The following is a 17,812-nucleotide window of genomic DNA, read 5'->3' on the forward strand; positions in this document are numbered from 1 at the left end:
AGGCGCCAGGACGCCCGGCCACCGGCCGGGCGTGACAACCAGGGACCTTGAGGAGTACCCCAACCATGGCCGTCGTGACCATGCGTCAGCTGCTGGAGAGCGGTGTCCACTTCGGGCACCAGACCCGGCGCTGGAACCCGAAGATGAAGCGCTTCATCATGACCGAGCGCAACGGCATCTACATCATCGACCTGCGCCAGACCCTCGAGTACATCGAGAAGGCGTACGAGTTCGTGCGTGGGACCGTCGCCGAGGGTGGCAGCATCCTGTTCGTCGGCACCAAGAAGCAGGCCCAGGAGGCGATCGCCGAGCAGGCGACCCGGGTCGGCCAGCCGTACGTCAACCACCGCTGGCTCGGTGGCATGCTGACCAACTTCCAGACCGTGTACAAGCGGCTGCAGCGGATGAAGGAGCTGGAGGGTCTGGGTGACCTGAGCGGCACCGCCGCCGGTTACACCAAGAAGGAGACCCTGCAGCTCTCCCGCGAGAAGATCAAGCTGACCCGCACCCTCGGTGGTCTGCGGGACATGCAGAAGCTTCCCGCCGCGGTGTGGATCGTCGACACCAAGAAGGAGCACATCGCCGTCGACGAGGCCCGCAAGCTGGGCATCCCGGTCATCGCGGTGCTGGACACCAACTGCGACCCGGACGAGGTCGACTTCCCGATCCCGGGTAACGACGACGCGATCCGCTCGGCCGAGCTGCTGACCAAGGTCGTCGCCGCCGCCGTCGCGGATGGTCTGATCGCGCGTTCCGGCCGTCGCCGGGGCAACGACGAGAAGCCCGAGGGCGTCGCGAGCGACGAGCCGCTGACCGAGTGGGAGCGCGAGCTGCTCGAGCCGAAGAAGGCCGACGAGTCGGCCGCCCCGGCCGAGCAGCCCGCCACCCCGGAGCAGCCGGCGCAGGCCGCCACCGAGCAGCCGGCGACCGCCACCGCGGAGTGATCGCACCGTCGCTGCCCCGCCGTCCGTTTTCGCGGACGGCGGGCAGCGACGGTACGCCGGGCACGATCCGCCCGGATCCGGGTAACCGGCACCTCTGACCATCCACACGCCGTCTCAACACCGAAGAGAGAGCCATGTCCCAAATCACCGCCGCGGACGTCAAGAAGCTCCGCGACCTCACCGGCGCCGGCATGATGGACAGCAAGAAGGCGCTGACCGAGGCCGAGGGCGACTTCGACAAGGCCGTCGAGATCCTGCGCGTCAAGGGCGCCAAGGACGTCGGCAAGCGGGCCGGCCGCACGGCCGCGAACGGCCTGGTCGCCCACTCCGGCAAGTCGCTGCTCGAGCTGAACTGCGAGACCGACTTCGTCGCCAAGACCGACTCGTTCATCGCGCTGGCCCAGCAGCTGGTCGAGCACGGTGACCGCTCCGGCGTGAACTCCGCCGAGGAGCTGCTCGCCACCGAGCTCGACGGCAAGGTCGTCGCGGACCTGATCCAGGAGCAGTCCGCCAAGATCGGCGAGAAGCTGGTGCTCAACCGGTTCGCCCGGGTCGAGGGCACCATCGCCATCTACCTGCACCGCAAGGCCCAGGACCTGCCGCCGGCCGTCGGCGTGCTGGTGTCGTACACCGGCAAGAGCGACGAGGCCGGCGACGCCGACGCCCGTGGTGTGGCCATGCAGATCGCCGCGATGCGGCCGAAGTACCTCACCCGGGACGAGGTTCCGGCGGAGGTCGTCGAGTCCGAGCGGCGCATCGCCGAGCAGACCGCCCGCGAGGAGAACAAGCCCGAGGCGGCCCTGCCGAAGATCGTCGAGGGTCGGGTGAACTCCTTCTTCAAGGACTTCGTCCTGGTCGAGCAGGCGTCGGTGGCCGACAACAAGAAGTCGGTGAAGCAGCTGCTGGCCGAGGCCGGCATCGAGGTCACCCGCTTCGTGCGGTTCGAGGTCGGCCAGGCCTGAGCCGCCACCGGGCGCCGCGCGCGCCCGTGGGCAGAAGACGTCAGCGAGGAGGCCGCCGGTGTACGTGACAGGCACCGCGGCCTCCTCGTCACATAGGGTCGGCAGCGGCAGGTTCGCGGTACGCGCCGCACGGGGCGTGCGCGTGGGGAAGGGCGGGGCGGATGACGCAGGTTGTGAGTGACCGGACGCTGGAGCTGGACGATCCGACGGCACCGCCGCCGGGGCGTGCCCGCCGGGTGGTGCTGAAGCTCTCCGGTGAGGTCTTCGGTGGCGGCGCGATCGGCGTCGACCCGGACGTCGTCCAGGCCATCGCCCGGCAGATCGCCACAGTGGTCCGCCGCGGTGTGCAGGTCTCCGTGGTGGTCGGCGGGGGCAACTTCTTCCGCGGCGCCGAGCTGCAGAAGCGTGGGATGGACCGGGCCCGCGCCGACTACATGGGCATGCTCGGCACCGTGATGAACTGCCTGGCCCTCCAGGACTTCCTGGAGAAGGAGGGCATCGAGACCCGGGTGCAGAGCGCCATCACGATGGCCCAGGTCGCCGAGCCGTACATCCCGCTGCGCGCCATCCGGCACCTGGAGAAGGGCCGCGTGGTCATCTTCGGCGCCGGCGCCGGGATGCCGTACTTCTCCACCGACACGGTGGCCGCCCAGCGGGCGCTGGAGATCCGGGCCGACGTGGTGCTGATGAGCAAGAACGGCGTGGACGGCGTCTACACCGCCGACCCACGGATCGACCCCACCGCCAGCAAGCTCGACTCGATCACCTTCTCCGAGGTGCTGCGCCGCAACCTGCGGGTGGCCGACGCGGCGGCGTTCAGCCTCTGCATGGAGAACGGCCTGCCGATGCTGGTCTTCGGCGCGCAGGGTGACGACACCATCATCCGCGCGGTGGGTGGCGACAAGATCGGCACCCTGATCACCGCCTGAGTCCCGCGGACGGCGACGGCAGCGGTCTGACGACTTTCAGCAGAGCCCACGACGAGCACAGAAGGAGGCGAGGAGACCGGTGATCGACGACACCCTCCTCGAGGCCGAGGAAAAGATGGACCGTGCGGTTGAGCACGCCAAGGAGGAGTTCGGCGCCATCCGTACCGGTCGCGCCAACGCCGCCATGTTCTCCAAGGTCATCATCGACTACTACGGCACGCCCACGCCGCTGACGCAGATGGCGTCCATCGCGGTCCCCGAGCCGCGGATGGCCGTCATCAAGCCGTACGACAACTCGCAGATCAACGCGATGGAGAAGGCGATCCGCGACTCGGACCTCGGGGTGAACCCGAACAACGAGGGCACCCAGCTGCGCATCCTGCTCCCGCAGATGACCGAGGAACGCCGCCGCGACATGATCAAGGTGGCTCGGCACAAGGGCGAGGAGGCCAAGGTGGCGATCCGCAACGTCCGCCGCCGTGGCAAGGAGGAGCTGGACCGGATCGTCAAGGACGGCGAGGCCGGCGAGGACGACGGCCGCCGCGCCGAGAAGGAACTCGACGACCTGACCCAGCGCTACGTGGCCACCATCGACGACCTGGTGAAGCACAAGGAAACCGAGCTGCTCGAGGTGTGACGCATGCTCCGAGGCCCGTTCCCGACGTCGGGAACGGGCCTCGTGCCGTCGGTCAGCAGGGAATCCAGACGGTCCTGGTGCGCTCGGCGAACTGCTCGCCGGTGTCGGCGTCACGCAGCGAGAAGTGGGCGGTTGCCCGGCCGGGGTGCAGCGCCGGAGCGATGCGGGCGAACGCCATCGAGAGTTCGACCGTGCCGCCGTCACAGACGACCTCGCCGGCGCCGCGTCCCCCGGTGGCCCAGAGGGTCGGCAGGTCGTCCTGCACCAGCGACGCCGACATGAGGACGAAGCCGGCCGGGCAGTTGCTGGCGGTGGCGGTGACCGACGTGGCCGGGTACGTCACGCCCGGCTCGCCGGCGGGCGGCTCGAACGGGAACAGCTCGCTGGCGTGGCGGTCGATGGTGATCCGGGTCTGTGTCGTGCTGGCGGCGGCCGGTGACGCCGCCGCCAGGACCATGGCGGCCACGGTCAGCACCGCGAGACCGAACTTGTACATGTGAGTGCCCTTCCCCCGTGCGGACGCGCCGACGGGTGCCGGCGCCCCACCAGCGGACCACGCCCACGGTGGCGGCTCAGTAGTCGATCGAGCACCGGACAAGTCGGATCGACGGCTGCGGATCGTCTGCGGCCTGTCGTACCGGACGGGTGTGCGTCGCTGGCCACGGCCCGGCGGCGAGGGGTGGGGTCGGTCGGCGTGCCTCGTCCGCCGTGCCGGTCCGGTGTGTGCAGTAGGCTCGGCAGGATTCCCGGCCACCGGGTGGTGAACACCGGGGATCGACCGACCGTCGGGGCGGTCAATCGGAGGAACATCGCACGTGTAGGGGATGCTTGTGGTCTTGCGTCATGTGGTGGTTCTCGTGCCGCGTCGCGGTGCGTGATGTCCCACCCCGACCCCTACGGCAGTGAGCCTCGCGGCTGGGACCGGCCGGAGCGCCCGGTGGCGCTACCGTGGCCGGACCAGGAGCTGGAGGCCGGCCAGTGGAGCCGCCGTCCGGCCGCCGGCCCGGAGCTGTACGCCGAGCCGCACGCCCGGCCGTACGCCGACCCGCGCCCCGCTGACCCGTACGACGAGCGTGGCCGCCCGGCCCGTCCGGACGACCGCTTCGACGACCGCGACCGGCATGTTCGGTTCGACGACCGTAACCAGCCCGACCGGTACGACGACCGGGGCCGTGGCGACCGGTACCTCGATCGTCCTCCCGCCGCCGGCGAAGGGCCGCCCCGGTACGACGGCCCGGATCGTGGGCGCTTCGACGAGCCGGGCCGTGTCGACGGCCCTCCCGCCGGTGTCGACGACCCGGGGTACCCGACCGAGCTGCTCGAGCCCGTCCGGGCCGAGGTGGTGCCGGACGAGGCGCCGACGACCGGTCGGCGGCCGAAGGGGCGACGTCGGGCCAGCCTCGACCGACCGGCCACCCAGCAGGTGGGCACCGGGCGCGCCGGGCGCAATCTTCCCGCGGCGATCGGGGTGGGGCTCGGCCTCGGCGCGCTGATCGTGGTGCCGCTGGTCGTCTACCCGTTGGCGTTCCTGCCGGTGATCGCCGCAGCGGTCGCGGTCGGCATCTGGGAGATGGCCCGGGCGGTCCGACGCAGCGGCGCGCACCCGCCGCTGGTGCCGCTGATCGCCGGTGGCGTGTTGACGGTGGGGCTGGCCTGGTTCGCCGGCCCGGACGCGCTCAGCCTGGGGCTGCTGGTCACGGTGCTGGGCACCATGATCTGGCGGTTGGGTGACGGGCCGGCCGGCTTCCAGCGGGATCTCACCGCCGCCACCCTGATCGCCGTCTACGTGCCGTTCCTGGCCGGTTTCGCGGCGTTGTTGGCGGCGGCCCCCGACGACGGCCGGCTGCGCATCCTGGCCACCCTGATCGGGGTGGTCCTCTCGGACACCGGTGGGTACGCGGCCGGCGTCTCCTTCGGCAAGCACCCGATGGCCCCGTCGATCAGCCCGAAGAAGTCCTGGGAGGGCTTCGCCGGCTCGGTCACCGCGGCGGCAGTGGGCAGCGCGTTGCTGCTGTGGCTGATGTTCGAGGTGGCCCCCTGGTGGGGTGCGCTGTTCGGGGTGGCCGTGTCCTGCGCGGCGGTCCTCGGCGACCTGGCCGAGTCGATGATCAAGCGGGATCTCGGCGTGAAGGACATGAGCAACCTGCTGCCCGGCCACGGCGGTCTGATGGACCGACTGGACTCGATCCTGTTCGCGGTGCCGACGGCCTACCTGCTGTTGGCGGTCCTCGTGCCGGTGGTTGGCTGAGGTATGAATCACGGCTACCCGGTCATCCGGCTCCGGTGGTCGCGCCCCGTTCGACACCTCCGGACCGGCGCCCGCCGCCGACGGCGTGACACACTGGACCAGCCATGACGAGCCTGCCTTTGATCCCCGCCACCTCGGTCGCCCCCGCCGCGCGCCGGGCCTCCATGCCCCCTCAGCACCTCGCTGACCTGGACCTGGCCGGCCGCCAGGCGCTGGTTACCGGGTTGGGGGAGCCGGCCTTCCGCGCCAAGCAGGTCTCCAACCACTACTTCGGGCGGCTGGTCCGCGACCCGCAGGCGATGACCGATCTGCCCGCGGCGACCCGGGAGCGGCTGGCCGACCAGTTGCTGCCGCCGTTGCTCACCCCGGTGCGCGAGTTGGCCTGCGACGACGGCGCCACCCGCAAGGCGCTCTGGCGGCTGCACGACGGTGCGCTGGTGGAGAGCGTGCTGATGGGCTATCCGGACCGGGTGACCGTCTGCATCTCCAGCCAGGCGGGGTGTGGCATGGCCTGTCCGTTCTGCGCGACCGGCCAGGCGGGGCTGACCCGCAACCTGTCGACGGCGGAGATCGTCGACCAGGCGGTGTACATGGCCGGGGTGGCCGCCTCCGGTGTGGTGGCCGGCTCCCCGCCGAGGCTGTCGCGCGTCGTCTTCATGGGCATGGGCGAGCCGCTGGCCAACTACAACCGGGTGATCGCGGCGATCCGTCGGCTGGTCAGCCCGGCTCCGGAGGGGCTCGGTCTGTCCCAGCGGCACATCACCGTTTCCACGGTCGGCCTGGTTCCTGCCATCCGCCGACTGGCCAGCGAAGACCTCTCAGTGACCCTTGCGTTGTCGTTGCACGCGCCCGATGATGATCTGCGCGACGAACTCGTGCCGGTAAACCAGCGCTGGAAGGTAGCCGAGGTGCTGGACGCAGCGTGGGACTACGCCGCCCGGACGGGCCGCCGCGTGTCGATCGAGTACGCGATGATCAAGGACGTGAACGACCAGCCGTGGCGAGCCGACCTGCTCGGTCGGCTGCTGGCCGGCAAGTTGGCCCATGTGAACCTCATTCCGCTCAATCCGACGCCGGGCAGCCGCTGGGACGCGAGCCCGAAGCCGGTCGAGCGGGAGTTCGTCCGGCGGTTGCGCGAGGCCGGGGTGTCCACCACAGTTCGGGACACCCGGGGCCGCGAGATCGACGGCGCGTGTGGCCAGCTCGCCGCCGCCGAGGACAACGACACCTTCACCGACCGCGCCGGAGAGGCACCGGCGTGACCGGGCGTGGCGAACGAGACCAGGAGACATAGTGGCGAGTCAGGGTCAGCGTTTCCGGCGCAAGGCGCTCCGCCGGGGATACAAGGTCGACGAGGTGGATGCCTTCCTCGACCGGGTCGAGGCGACGCTCGACGGCCGACAGGTCGGCGCCCCGGTGGCCTCCCAGGAGGTTCACGACGTCGTCTTCCGGGTCCGCTTCAACGGCTATGACGAGTGGCAGGTCGACCTCCACCTGGACCGGGTCGAGCGGCAGCTGGCCGAGCTGGAGGAGCGCAACAGCGCCGGGCGCGGTGCCGACCCCCGGATGGGTGACCGGATGGGCCCACCGGACCGGATGGGGCCGCCGATGCGTGATGACCGGGGCATGGTTCCGCAGCCGATGCCGCCCCGGCCGATGCCCGCGCAGGCCGGCCCGCCCTACGGTCGCTACGACGAGCCGACCGGTGCCTTCGCCGGTGGGTACGACGCCCCTCGCGGCGGTGGTTACGACGCGCCGCGTGGCCCGGCCGGCCCTCCGATGGGCCCCGGTGGCCCGATGGGCCCCGGCCCGATGGGCGGCCACGGCATGCCGCAGCGCGGCCTGCCCGCCGGCCCCAGTGGGTACGGCCCGGACGACCAGCGTGGGCCTGCTGGGTACGGCCCGGACGACCAGCGTGGCGGGTACGGCCCCGACGACCAGCGCGCGCCCGGCGGTTATCCGCCGCCGCCGGAGGAGCCGCGCTTCGACGGCTTCGAGGCCGGACGGCACGGTCGCACCGACATGACCGCCGAGATCCGGATGCCGGAGCGGGACCTGCGCGACATGCGCCGTGGTCCGGCCGGTCCGCCTCCGCTGCCGCAGCAGGGCATGGGTGGCCCGCCGATGGCCGGCCCGCCAGCGGTCGCCGGCCCGCCGATGGGTGGCCCGCCCATGGGTGGCCCCCCGATGGCTGGTCCGCCCGGCAGCGACCTGTACCGGGTCGACCAGATCCGCCGTAGTTTCCAGGTGCGCCGCTTTGGCAGCGGGTACGACCCCGACCAGGTGGACCGGTTCTTCGAGACGCTGCTCGGTGGCATGCAGCGGCGCAACCCGATGCCGGTCGACCCGAAGGACCTGGACACGCTCCGGTTCGGCCTGGTGCCGGGTGGCTACTTCGAGGCCGAGGTCGACGCCGCGCTCAAGGACGTGCAGGACATCCTCTTCGGGCGCTGACCCCGACGCGTACGGACGAGGGCCCGTCCCCCGGGTGGGGGCGGGCCCTCGGCGTTCTCGGCCGGCGTCCGGCGGTGGGTCGGGTCAGGAGCGCAGACCGTTGCGCCGCAGCACGATGTCGCCGATCACGATGATCAGCAGCAGCGCGGCCAGGCCGATCAGCCAGATGTCCTCGACCCTGCCCTCGTGGTTGCCGCAGATCATCGCCAGCAGCGCCAGTGCGGACAGCACGGCGCCGATCTGCCCGGCCTTGCGGTGCCCGGGCTTGTGCTGGTCTGGCGACGTTACCGGCTCGCTTCCTGCCACTGTCGGTCCTTCCCTCGCGATCGGATCTTTCGTTAGTCTGGCACGCCTTGCGTCAGGCCCGGCGCAGGGTCCGGCCAGTTGAGGGAACGGCATGACTCGCGGGGAGAGCCGGGAGCTGTCGAAGGCCGCCTACGGGGCGTGGGAGGCGAGGGGGCGGGCGGCCTGTTGCGGGCGGGCCGAACGGCACTACCGGCGTCGCGGGGCGGTGGTCAGACTCGCTCCGGTAGCGTTTGGCGTACACCTGATTGTCTGTTTGAGGGGGACTGTGCGGTGCGAGTGACCGGAACCGGGCACGCCAGCATGCGGATCGACACGGCTGCGGGCAGCATCCTGTGCGACCCGTGGGTCAACCCGGCCTACTTCGCCTCGTGGTTCCCTTTCCCGGACAACTCGCTGTTGGACTGGGAGAGCCTGGGTCAGGTCGACTACCTGTACGTCTCCCACCTGCACCGGGACCACTTCGACGCGAAGCACCTGCGGGACTTCGTCTCCAAGGACGCCACCGTCCTGCTCCCCGAGTTCCCCACCTCGGAGATGGAGGACGAGTTCCGGGCGCTGGGCTTCACCAAGTTCCTGAAGGCGCCCAACGAGCAGGTGGTGGAGCTGCCCGGCGGCCTGAAGATCATGATTCAGGCGTTGACCAGCCCGACCGACGGGCCGATCGGCGACTCGTCGCTCTGGGTGGAGTACGACGGGGTGCGGCTGCTCAACCAGAACGACGCCCGCCCCACCGACCTGAGCGTCTTCGCCGAGTTGGGGCACGTGCACGCACACCTGCTCCAGTTCTCCGGCGCGATCTGGTACCCGATGGTCTACGAGCTGCCGCAGGCGGCGAAGACCGCGTTCGGCAAGCAGAAGCGGGACCGGCAGTTCGACCGGACCTGGCGCTACATCGACGACCTGAAGGCGTCGCACGTCTTCCCGATCGCCGGCCCGCCGTGCTTCCTCGACGACGCGCTGTGGCAGTTCAACGACATCCACGGCGACGAGGGCAACATCTTCCCCGACCAGTCCGTCTTCCTGTCGGAGTACGCCAAGGTCGGCGGCACCAACGGGATCGTGCTGCTGCCGGGCAGCGTCGCCGAGGTCACCACCGAGGGCGCGAGCACCACCCACCCGGTGCCGGTGGAGGAGTTCTTCGCGAACAAGGTCGCCCACCTGGAGGAGATGCGGGAGCGCAAGCGCCCGATCATCGAGGCGGAGAAGGCGTCCTGGCGGCACCCCGAGGTGGACGTGCTCGGGGAGATGAAGCGTCGGATCGAGCCGCTGCTCGACGAGTCGATCTACCTGGCCAAGGGGGTCGGCGGCCCGGTCCGCTTCGATCTGGTGGGGTACGACGGCGAGAGCGTCGAGTCGATCGTGGTGGACTTCCCGGGCAAGGAGGTCCGGCCGTACGCGGAGGAGAAGGTCCGCTACCGGTTCCGTACCGACCGGTCGCTGATCGAGCACCTGCTCTTCATCGACGAGGTGGACTGGGTCAACTCGCTCTTCCTGTCCTGCCGGTTCTCGGCGGCCCGGATCGGCCAGTACAACGAGTTCGTCTACGCGTTCTTCAAGTGCCTCTCCGAGGAGCGGCTGCAGTACGCCGAGGGCTGGTACGACGAGCACGAGCGCACCACCGACGCCGAGGACATCACGTTGGGCGACTGGGTGGTGCAGCGCCGCTGCCCGCACCTGAAGGCGGACCTGACCCGCTTCGGCATCGTCGAGGGTGACCAGCTCACCTGCCAGCTGCACGGCTGGCGCTTCGACCTGCCCAGCGGCCGCTGCCTGACGAGCGTCGGCCACAAGGTGCGCGCCCACCGCGTAGACGCCGAAACCCCCGCCCCCGCCGGCGAAGCAGCGATCTAACCCGGCCCCGCCCCCGGCCCCGGCCCCGGCCTGGTTGATCATGAAGTTGTTGCCCGCCATGACGGCGTGTCGTGGCAACAACTTCATGATCAACGGCACGAGGGGCCTGGGAGGAGCTAGGTCGACAGGTCTTTGAGGATTCGGCGGGCGGCGTTGTGGCCGGCTGCGCCGATGACGCTGCCGGCCGGGTGGCAGCCGGCGCTGCCGGCGTACACGCCGTCGATGCCGGTGGCGTAGGGCATCCGGTCGGTGAACGAGACCGTGTTGTCGACGTGGTGGATGTGCCCGCCGGTGATGCCGAAGTGCGCCTCGATGCCGGGTGGCGGCAACGGCACCGCGTCGGCGATCAGGTCGGCGGTGCCGGGGGCGTACCGCTCGACGATCCCGATCAGCCGGTCGACGTAACCGGGCAGCGCCGCGTCCCAGGTGGTGCCGGCCAGCTCGTACGGGACCGACTGGACGAAGAGCGCCGACGAGTGGTGCCCGGCCGCGTCGGAGAGCGACGGGTCGACGGTGGTGTGCAGGTACCACTCGATGGTGGGCTCCGCCGGCAGCCGCCCGGCCTGCACGTCCGCCCACATCGCGCGCAGCGCGGTCATCGGCGACGCCTCCGCCCCGCCGACCAGTGACGCCGAACCGGGCAGCAGGTGGATGGTCGAGCCGAACGGGCTCGGCGTACCGTCCGGCAGGCAGGAGAACCGGGGCAGCCCGGTGAGCGCCAGGTTGAGCTTGAGCGTGGTGCCGGGCCGGCGGACCGCCGCCATCCGTTCGCCGAGCCGCGCCGGGAGCGCGCCGTCGGGCAACAGGTCCATCAGCCGGTACGGGTCACACGCGCCGAGGACCACCCGGGCGGCGACCTCCCGACCGTCGGCCAGCACCACTCCGCTCGCCGCGCCGCCGTCCAGGGTGACCGCGCGTACCGGCGTACCGGTCAGGATCGTCGCCCCGGCGGCGCGCGCGGCCTCGGCGAACGTCCGCGAGACGGTGCCCATCCCACCTTCGGCGATCATCCAGGTGCCGCCGGATCCGGGCAGCCGGCACATGTTGTGCACGAGGAAGTTGTGGCCGGTGCCCGGGTCGTCCGGGCCGGCGTTGAGCCCGGACAGGCCGTCGGTGACCGCGTACATGCTGACCAGTAGTTCCGAGCGGAACTCGAACCGGGCCAGGTAGTCGGCGACCGAGCCCCGCACAAGGTCGACGAAGACCGCACGCAGCGCCGGGCGGACGTACCGCTCGGCGGTCTCCTCGACGCTCAGCGGCTCGGCCAGCCAGGCCGGCGCGAGGTCCTCCCGCAGCGCGGCCAGCTCGGCCTGCATGGCGTCGTCGGCGGCCACGTCGGCGGGGGAGAAGAACTCGGCGAGCTGTGCCCGGGTGGCGGCGGTGTCAGTGCCGAAGAGCAGGTACGGCGAGCCGAGGCCGCCCGGGGTGGGGAGGAAGTAGTGCGGGTCGCGACGCAGCACCGGAATCCGCACGTCGAGCGTGGCGAGCAGCTCCGGGGGCATCAGCCCGAGCAGGTACGAGCCGGTGGAGTGGCGCAGCCCCGGCACCTTCGGGAACGGATTCTCGGTGCGGGTCGCGCCGCCGATCACGTCGGCGGCCTCCAACACGAGGACGTCCAGGCCGGCACGGGCCAGCAGGACCGCGGAGACCAGACCGTTGTGCCCGGAACCGACGATCACGACGTCGGCCCCAGCCGGAATCTCACTGCTCATGCCACCGCACCCTAGTCCGCAAACGCCCGGGACGGTCAGCCCAGCGCCTGCCCACCCGTCACCCCTCGTTCATCGGGCAGTGGCTGCGATCGATGCCGGCAGGGTCCTACCGTCGGTTGGACATCGACCACTTCGGGAGGTTCACCGATGGACCGTCGTACCGTCCTGCGTTCCGCCGTCGCCGGCGCGGCCGCCTTCTCCGGCAGCCTCTGGGCCGGCGCCGCGCTGGCCGCCCCCGCTCAGCCCGGCCCCGGCCCGTACGGGGACCTGTTGGCCGCCGATGCCAACGGCATCCAACTGCCGGCCGGGTTCACCAGCCGGGTGATCGCCCGTTCCGGGCAGCGGGTCGCCGGGACGTCGTACCTCTGGCACTGGGCGCCCGACGGCGGGGCCTGCTTCCCGGCCGGCGACGGTTGGATCTACGTGTCGAACTCGGAGATCCCGTTGGTCGGCGGCGCTTCGGCGGTGCGCTTCGCGGCCGACGGGTCGGTCGTATCGGCGTACCGGATTCTCGGCGGTACGAACGTCAACTGCGCCGGTGGCGCGACCCCCTGGGGCACGTGGCTGTCCTGCGAGGAGGTGCCCCTCGGCCGGGTGTTCGAGACGTGGCCGGACGGCAGTCGGTCGGGCGAGGAGCGGACCCGGATGGGTCGGTTCACCCACGAGGCCGCAGCCTGCGACCCGGACCGCAGAGTGGTCTACCTGACCGAGGACGAAGGCGACGGCTGCTTCTACCGCTTCGTTCCGGACACCTGGGGCGATCTGCGTACCGGTCGCGTGCAGGTGCTCTGCGCGCCGGCCGACCAAGTCGCCGGGCCGGTCACCTGGCGGGACGTGCCGGACCGGGACGGTTTCCCGATCCCCACCCGGCTCCAAGTAGGCGCGGCGAAGCACTTCGACGGTGGGGAGGGCTGCTGGTACGACCGGGGCACCTGCTGGTTCACCACGAAGGGCGACAACCGGGTCTGGGCGTACGACGCGGTCAACCAGCGTCTCGACCTGGCGTACGACGACTCGTTGGTGCCGGCCGGCGGGGCACCGCTGAGCGGCGTGGACAACATCACGGGTACCGCCGCCGGTGACCTCTACGTCGCCGAGGACGGCGGCAACATGGAAATCAATGTCATCACTCCGGCCGGAGTGGTGGCGCCCGTCGTGCGGATCCTTGGGCAGTCGTCATCGGAGATCACCGGCCCGGCCTTTTCCCCGGACGGCTCCCGCCTGTACTTCTCGTCCCAGCGGGGCACCAGCGGTGCTTCGACAGGCGCCAACGGCATCACTTACGAGATCCACGGCCCCTTCCGCCGCTGACCCCACCCGCCGTCGATGACCGCCCCCTGTCGATCAAGAGGTTTGCGTGAGCGAACGGTGTGAAACTGACGCAAACCTCTTGATCACGGGGGTGGGGGGTGGGGTAGGTGGAGGGTGAAGGTGGAGCCCTGGGTGGGGGTGCTGGTGGCGGTGACGGTGCCGCCGTGGGCCTCGGTGAGCTGGCGGACGATGGCCAGGCCCAGGCCGCTGCCGCCGGTCTGGCGGCTGCGGGACTTGTCCGCCCGCCAGAAGCGGTCGAAGACCCGGGGCAGGTCCTCGGCGCTGATCCCGCTGCCGGTGTCGGCCACCGACACGATGACCTCGGCACCGGTCGCGCTGGCGCTGATCGTCACGCGCCCGCCCGACGGGGTGTGCCGCACCGCGTTGGCCACCAGGTTGCCGACGGCCTGGCGCAGCCGTACCGGGTCGGCGTCCACCTGCGGGTCGGCCTCGGTGCGTACCCCGATGGTGACGCCGACCCGGTCGGCCTGGGCCCGGTGCGCCTCCGCGACCTGGGCGAGCAGGTCGGTGAGGTAGACCCGTTCGCGGTGCAGCCGCAGCGCGCCCGCGTCGGCCTCGGCCAGGTCCTGCAGATCGCTGATCACGTGCTGGAGCAGCGTCGCCTCCTCCAGCAGCGAGGAGAGCAGCCTGCGGTCGGGGGCCGCGACGCCGTCCTCGACCGCTTCGAGCCAGCCCCGGATGTTGCTCACCGGCGTCCGCATCTCGTGCGCGATGTCGCTGACCATGGCCCGGCGCAGCTGCTCCAACCGCTCCCGCCGCTCAGCCATGTCGTTGAAGACCTCGGCCAGCCGGGCGATCTCGTCGCGGCCGGTGACGCGGACCCGGGCGGAACCGTCGCCGTCGCGCATCCGCTGGGCCGCCCCGGTCAGGGCGTGCAGCGGGCGGGTCAGCCGGATGCCGGCGAGAACGGTGACGCCGACGGTCACCAGCAGGACGAGACCGGCGACCGCGATGATGCGGGTCTGGTTCGCGGGGGAGGGGTCGAAGGTGCTCGACGGGCGACCACCCGGGTCGGTGACGAAGAGGGTCGCGGCCGGGGCGACGTACGGGAGGAGTTGTTCGCGTCGGCTGGTGCCGACGCAGGCGCTGATCGCCCGGTTGTGCTCCTGGTCGACGCCGGCCGCGCTCCGGGAGTCCGGTGCGCTGGCCGCCGGCTGCCTCGTCCAGGTCCAGTCCAGATCCACCTGCACCGCGGGCAGGCGTCGGCGGGCCAGGCAGGTGTTCACCAGGGCGTTGAGCTGGGCGAGCGCCTTGCCCTCGGTGGCCGTACGGGCCGCGAGATCAGCTCTCGACTGACCGCAGGTGGCGTCGTCGCTGAGGTCGGTGCCGGGGGTCTCGATCCGTGGGCGACCGGTGGGCCCGTCCACGACGGTGGCGTCGATCCTGGCCCGCAGCCGCAGACACCGGACGGCCTCGGCCGCCTTGTCGCGCAGCGCGGTGCGCTCCTCGGCCGGCAGCAGGTACGGCCCGGCGGTGCGCGGGTCGATGCGGTTGGTGCCACCGTCAGCGGTGTTCGGGACGGCGGCACCTTGCATCACCGCGGTGTCGACGGCGAGCGCGTCGACGGTCGCGGCCGACGTTGTCGGCAGCGGGCCCGCGCCGGGTGCCGAGTCCGCGATCGGCGCACCGCTGTCGGTGGTCAGGGCGATCCGCCGGCCCACGTCCCGTGCGAGCGTCCGCACCGCGGCGTCGACTCCGTCCCAGGTCGGGTGGGTCGCCGCGTACGCGAGCAGAGTGTCGTAGATGCGCGCGTCGTCGGCGAGCGCCTGCCCCTGCTCCTGCCGGATCGCCCCGGTGGTGGTGCGGACGGCCAGCCACGCGGTCGAGGTGATCGAGCCGACGGCGATGAGCACGGCCAGCGCCAGCAGCCGGAGCAGCAGGCTGCGGCGCAGCGGAACCTCATCCGACACGGGGTGACTCTTCGACCAGCTTGTAGCCGACGCCGTACACGGTGACCAGCCGGGCCGGCTTGCGCGGGTTCGGCTCGATCTTGCGGCGCAGGTTCATGACGTGCACGTCGACGGTCCGGTTGGTGATGTACCTGTCGAACCCGTGCAGGTAGCCCAGCAGTTGGTCGCGGGTGAACGCCCGGGCGGGCTGGGCGGCCATCGCCTGAAGCAGTTGGAACTCGCCGGGTGTGCAGTCGACGAGGCGGCCGTCGCTGCGTACCTCGTGGCGGACCGGGTCGACGTGCACGGCGCCGACGCGCAGCACCGGGTCGGTCTGCTGCACCGTCCGCTGGCCCCGGCGCAGCAGGCTGCGGGCCCGGGCCACCAGCTCACGGGGGCTGTACGGCTTCGTCATGTAGTCGTCGGCGCCCAGGTCGAGGCCGAGCAGCAGGTCGTCCTCGGTCGACCGGGCGGTCAGCATCAGCACCGGCAGGTCGGACTCCCGACGCAGGATGCGACAGACGTCCAGGCCGTCGACCTTCGGCATCATCACGTCGAGGACGAGCAGCGCCGGTGGCCGCTGCCGGATGTGCTCCAGGGCGGCCCGACCGTCGGCCACCACGACCACCTCGTGTCCCTCGCGTTCCAGGTACCGGCGGGCCAGCTCCGCCTGCTTCCGGTCGTCCTCGGCTACCAGCACATACGCGCACACGGCAGCGACTGTACGTGCCCCCGGTGGGCCCCGACGACGCCGTTGAGCTGGCACTACCGGATGACGATCGGTTCCTGACAGGTCTCTGACAGCTGGCCGTGAAGCTGCCTGCCATGACCAACTCAACCCATCGGGTCGCGGCCGGACTCGCCGCTGTCACAGTGTTCGCCGCCGCCCTCACCGGCTGCGGCGGTGGCGCCGACAAGGACACCGCCAGCGGTACGGGCGACGTCGCGTCACTGACCACCCCGTCCGCCACGGCGAGCGCCACCGGCACCGCGGTCAGCGGCCGCCCACAGCTGCGCCTCGACACCACCGACGAGGAGGAGACCCAGCTCTGGGAGACGTACCGCATCTGCCTGCATGAGCACGGGGTCAAGAAGAACGACGGCCGGCAGCCCGGCGCGACGGGGACCGGGACCGGCCTCTCCCTCGACCAGAGCGGGGAGCCGAAGGCGGCGTACGTGGTGTGTGCCGACAAGATGCCGTTGCAGCCGCCGGAGCTGGATCGGGACAGGAACCCGAACTACGTGAGCCAGTGGAACGACTACGTGCAGTGCCTGCGGGGGCACGGGCTGAAGATCCACTCGTTGCCGGACGGCTCCGGTTGGACCTACGACGACGGGGTGGCCGACCCGACCAACGGACTCGAGGGTCCCGCCATGGCCAAGCTGGAGCGGGACTGCACGATGGAGATCTTCGGTGCCAAGCGGTAACCCGACCGAGGGGCGGGGGCGGCGGACGACCCGGCGGACCGCGATCGTGGCCGCCACTGTCACAGTGGTGGTCGCCGTCGGCGCCGGCGTCGGGGTGCTGGCAGTGCGGCGTGACGCCGATCGTGACGGCGCGAGCGTCCCACCGCAGACCACGACAACGACTGTGGCCCGGGCCGACCTGTCGGACACCCGCTCACTCAACGGCACGCTCGGCTTCGGCCCGGAGCGGGTGGTGAAGGGCGCGGGGGAGGGCGTCGTCACCCGGCTGCCGAAGGTGGGCGACACGGTGGCCCGGGGCAAGCCGCTCTACTGGGTCGACGACCGACCGGTGCCGGTGCTGTTCGGCGGCACTCCGTTCTTCCGTACGCTCGACAAGCCGGGCCTGGTGGGCAGTGACGTGCGGCTGGTGTCGGACAACCTGACGGCGCTGGGCTTCCGCACCGGGCCGCGGCCGTCCCGGGGCACTGACGGCACGAAGATCGGCCCGGGTCAGGCGTTGCTCACCGAGACCCTGGTCGCCTCGATCAAGAAGTGGCAGCAGTCCGTCGGCCTGGAACCGACCGGCACGATCGGGGTCGGGGAGGTCGCCGTGCTGACCGGGCCGGTCCGGGTGAGCGCGGTGAAGGCGCTGCCCGGTGATGCGGTCGCCGGTGAGCTGCTGGCCGTCACCGAGAAGGTCAAGCTGGTCACCGTGCCGGTCGCCGCCACCGAGGTCGGCGCCATCACTGTCGGTGCCGCGGTGGTCGTCGCCCTACCGGACAGCTCCGAGATCCCCGGCAAGGTCGCGTCGATCTCCCAGACGGTCAGCGGCGGCGGACCGGACGGGGGCGGTGGCCAGGGCAGCCCTCCGACGGTGGCGGTCCTCGTCGCGCCGACCCGGGCCGCGGACGTCGCCAAGCTGGACGCCGCCGCGGTACAGGTCCGGTTCACCACCGCCGTGCACAGGAACGTGCTCGCGGTGCCGGTCGGCGCTCTGGTGGCGCTCCGCGAGGGCGGACACGCGCTCCAACTGCCCGACGGCGGCCTGTTGGCGGTCGAGACCGGGATGTTCGCCCGGGGCCTCGTCGAGGTCAGCGGCGCCGGGGTGACCGAGGGCCTCGACGTGGTGACCGCATCGTGA

At 71.5% G+C, this 17,812-nt stretch carries 16 protein-coding genes; 11 read left to right on the top strand and 5 right to left on the bottom strand.

The window, feature by feature from the left end; translation table 11 throughout:
* Positions 1 to 65: 65 nt before the first annotated feature.
* The 4 genes from rpsB (at position 66) to frr (ending at position 3,472) form a co-directional block, all read left to right on the top strand.
* A complete protein-coding gene (gene rpsB / locus QCZ28_RS13220; protein ID WP_279516927.1) occupies positions 66 to 944 on the top strand; it encodes a 30S ribosomal protein S2 in 879 nt (292 codons plus the stop codon).
* A 134-nt stretch (positions 945 to 1,078) separates the two neighbouring features.
* Positions 1,079 to 1,906: a translation elongation factor Ts gene (gene tsf, locus QCZ28_RS13225; RefSeq protein ID WP_030335198.1), complete on the top strand. Its 828-nt coding sequence runs from the start codon at positions 1,079 to 1,081 to the stop codon at positions 1,904 to 1,906.
* A 161-nt stretch (positions 1,907 to 2,067) separates the two neighbouring features.
* Positions 2,068 to 2,835, top strand: coding sequence for a UMP kinase (pyrH, locus tag QCZ28_RS13230; protein ID WP_030335195.1), 768 nt, complete (start codon positions 2,068 to 2,070; stop codon positions 2,833 to 2,835).
* A 79-nt stretch (positions 2,836 to 2,914) separates the two neighbouring features.
* Positions 2,915 to 3,472: a ribosome recycling factor gene (gene frr / locus QCZ28_RS13235; RefSeq protein ID WP_030335193.1), complete on the top strand. Its 558-nt coding sequence runs from the start codon at positions 2,915 to 2,917 to the stop codon at positions 3,470 to 3,472.
* A 52-nt stretch (positions 3,473 to 3,524) separates the two neighbouring features.
* Here the strand turns inward: frr and QCZ28_RS13240 are convergent, their stop codons facing one another.
* The gene (locus QCZ28_RS13240) at positions 3,525 to 3,968 is read right to left on the bottom strand and encodes a hypothetical protein (protein ID WP_279516928.1); all 444 of its coding nucleotides are present in this window, start codon (positions 3,966 to 3,968) and stop codon (positions 3,525 to 3,527) included.
* A 381-nt stretch (positions 3,969 to 4,349) separates the two neighbouring features.
* Here QCZ28_RS13240 and QCZ28_RS13245 point away from each other — a divergent pair, with 381 nt between their 5' ends.
* The 3 genes from QCZ28_RS13245 to QCZ28_RS13255 all read left to right on the top strand — a co-directional run bounded on the left by QCZ28_RS13245 (position 4,350) and on the right by QCZ28_RS13255 (position 8,174).
* Positions 4,350 to 5,720, top strand: a complete 1,371-nt coding sequence (locus QCZ28_RS13245) for a phosphatidate cytidylyltransferase (RefSeq protein WP_279516929.1) — start codon at positions 4,350 to 4,352, stop codon at positions 5,718 to 5,720.
* 104 nt (positions 5,721 to 5,824) lie between these two features.
* On the top strand, positions 5,825 to 6,982 hold the full coding sequence (gene rlmN, locus QCZ28_RS13250; protein WP_030335187.1) for a 23S rRNA (adenine(2503)-C(2))-methyltransferase RlmN: 1,158 nt from the start codon (positions 5,825 to 5,827) through the stop codon (positions 6,980 to 6,982).
* A gap of 31 nt (positions 6,983 to 7,013) precedes the next feature.
* Positions 7,014 to 8,174: a DivIVA domain-containing protein gene (locus QCZ28_RS13255; protein WP_279516930.1), complete on the top strand. Its 1,161-nt coding sequence runs from the start codon at positions 7,014 to 7,016 to the stop codon at positions 8,172 to 8,174.
* An 84-nt stretch (positions 8,175 to 8,258) separates the two neighbouring features.
* On the opposite strand, the gene QCZ28_RS13260 is transcribed toward QCZ28_RS13255, so the two are convergent.
* Positions 8,259 to 8,480 (bottom strand): DUF2631 domain-containing protein, encoded by a 222-nt coding sequence (locus QCZ28_RS13260; protein WP_130408195.1) that lies wholly within the window; start codon positions 8,478 to 8,480, stop codon positions 8,259 to 8,261.
* Positions 8,481 to 8,750: 270 nt separating this feature from the next.
* Here QCZ28_RS13260 and QCZ28_RS13265 point away from each other — a divergent pair, with 270 nt between their 5' ends.
* Positions 8,751 to 10,331 (top strand): Rieske 2Fe-2S domain-containing protein, encoded by a 1,581-nt coding sequence (locus QCZ28_RS13265; RefSeq protein ID WP_279516931.1) that lies wholly within the window; start codon positions 8,751 to 8,753, stop codon positions 10,329 to 10,331.
* A 116-nt stretch (positions 10,332 to 10,447) separates the two neighbouring features.
* Here QCZ28_RS13265 and QCZ28_RS13270 read toward each other — a convergent pair whose 3' ends face one another.
* Positions 10,448 to 12,043: an NAD(P)/FAD-dependent oxidoreductase gene (locus QCZ28_RS13270; protein WP_279516932.1), complete on the bottom strand. Its 1,596-nt coding sequence runs from the start codon at positions 12,041 to 12,043 to the stop codon at positions 10,448 to 10,450.
* Between the two features lie 147 nt (positions 12,044 to 12,190).
* Here QCZ28_RS13270 and QCZ28_RS13275 point away from each other — a divergent pair, with 147 nt between their 5' ends.
* Complete coding sequence (locus QCZ28_RS13275) at positions 12,191 to 13,354, top strand: alkaline phosphatase PhoX (protein ID WP_279516933.1); 1,164 nt, start codon at positions 12,191 to 12,193, stop codon at positions 13,352 to 13,354.
* An 83-nt stretch (positions 13,355 to 13,437) separates the two neighbouring features.
* Here the strand turns inward: QCZ28_RS13275 and QCZ28_RS13280 are convergent, their stop codons facing one another.
* Both QCZ28_RS13280 and QCZ28_RS13285 read right to left on the bottom strand, forming a co-directional pair.
* Positions 13,438 to 15,285 (bottom strand): HAMP domain-containing sensor histidine kinase, encoded by a 1,848-nt coding sequence (locus QCZ28_RS13280; protein ID WP_279516934.1) that lies wholly within the window; start codon positions 15,283 to 15,285, stop codon positions 13,438 to 13,440.
* Positions 15,275 to 15,976 (bottom strand): response regulator transcription factor, encoded by a 702-nt coding sequence (locus QCZ28_RS13285; RefSeq protein ID WP_279516935.1) that lies wholly within the window; start codon positions 15,974 to 15,976, stop codon positions 15,275 to 15,277. The genes QCZ28_RS13280 and QCZ28_RS13285 overlap by 11 nt, the downstream gene beginning before the upstream one ends.
* A 113-nt stretch (positions 15,977 to 16,089) precedes the next feature.
* Here QCZ28_RS13285 and QCZ28_RS13290 point away from each other — a divergent pair, with 113 nt between their 5' ends.
* Together QCZ28_RS13290 and QCZ28_RS13295 are read left to right on the top strand one after the other, a co-directional pair.
* Positions 16,090 to 16,692, top strand: coding sequence for a hypothetical protein (locus tag QCZ28_RS13290; RefSeq protein ID WP_279516936.1), 603 nt, complete (start codon positions 16,090 to 16,092; stop codon positions 16,690 to 16,692).
* Positions 16,679 to 17,812: an efflux RND transporter periplasmic adaptor subunit gene (locus QCZ28_RS13295; protein ID WP_279516937.1), complete on the top strand. Its 1,134-nt coding sequence runs from the start codon at positions 16,679 to 16,681 to the stop codon at positions 17,810 to 17,812. Before QCZ28_RS13290 ends, QCZ28_RS13295 begins: the two co-directional genes overlap by 14 nt.

Source organism: Micromonospora sp. DH14 (genome assembly GCF_029809455.1).
GTDB lineage: Bacteria > Actinomycetota > Actinomycetes > Mycobacteriales > Micromonosporaceae > Micromonospora > Micromonospora parva.

Excerpts from the sequence above, each read along its gene's own strand:
- QCZ28_RS13245 (WP_279516929.1), top strand. The coding sequence starts at position 4,350 with ATGTCCCACCCCGACCCCTACGGCAGTGAGCCTCGCGGCTGGGACCGG.
- rpsB (WP_279516927.1), top strand. The coding sequence starts at position 66 with ATGGCCGTCGTGACCATGCGTCAGCTGCTGGAGAGCGGTGTCCACTTC.
- QCZ28_RS13290 (WP_279516936.1), top strand. The coding sequence starts at position 16,090 with ATGACCAACTCAACCCATCGGGTCGCGGCCGGACTCGCCGCTGTCACA.
- QCZ28_RS13270 (WP_279516932.1), bottom strand. The coding sequence starts at position 12,043 with ATGAGCAGTGAGATTCCGGCTGGGGCCGACGTCGTGATCGTCGGTTCC.
- rlmN (WP_030335187.1), top strand. The coding sequence starts at position 5,825 with ATGACGAGCCTGCCTTTGATCCCCGCCACCTCGGTCGCCCCCGCCGCG.
- QCZ28_RS13240 (WP_279516928.1), bottom strand. The coding sequence starts at position 3,968 with ATGTACAAGTTCGGTCTCGCGGTGCTGACCGTGGCCGCCATGGTCCTG.
- tsf (WP_030335198.1), top strand. The coding sequence starts at position 1,079 with ATGTCCCAAATCACCGCCGCGGACGTCAAGAAGCTCCGCGACCTCACC.
- QCZ28_RS13275 (WP_279516933.1), top strand. The coding sequence starts at position 12,191 with ATGGACCGTCGTACCGTCCTGCGTTCCGCCGTCGCCGGCGCGGCCGCC.
- pyrH (WP_030335195.1), top strand. The coding sequence starts at position 2,068 with ATGACGCAGGTTGTGAGTGACCGGACGCTGGAGCTGGACGATCCGACG.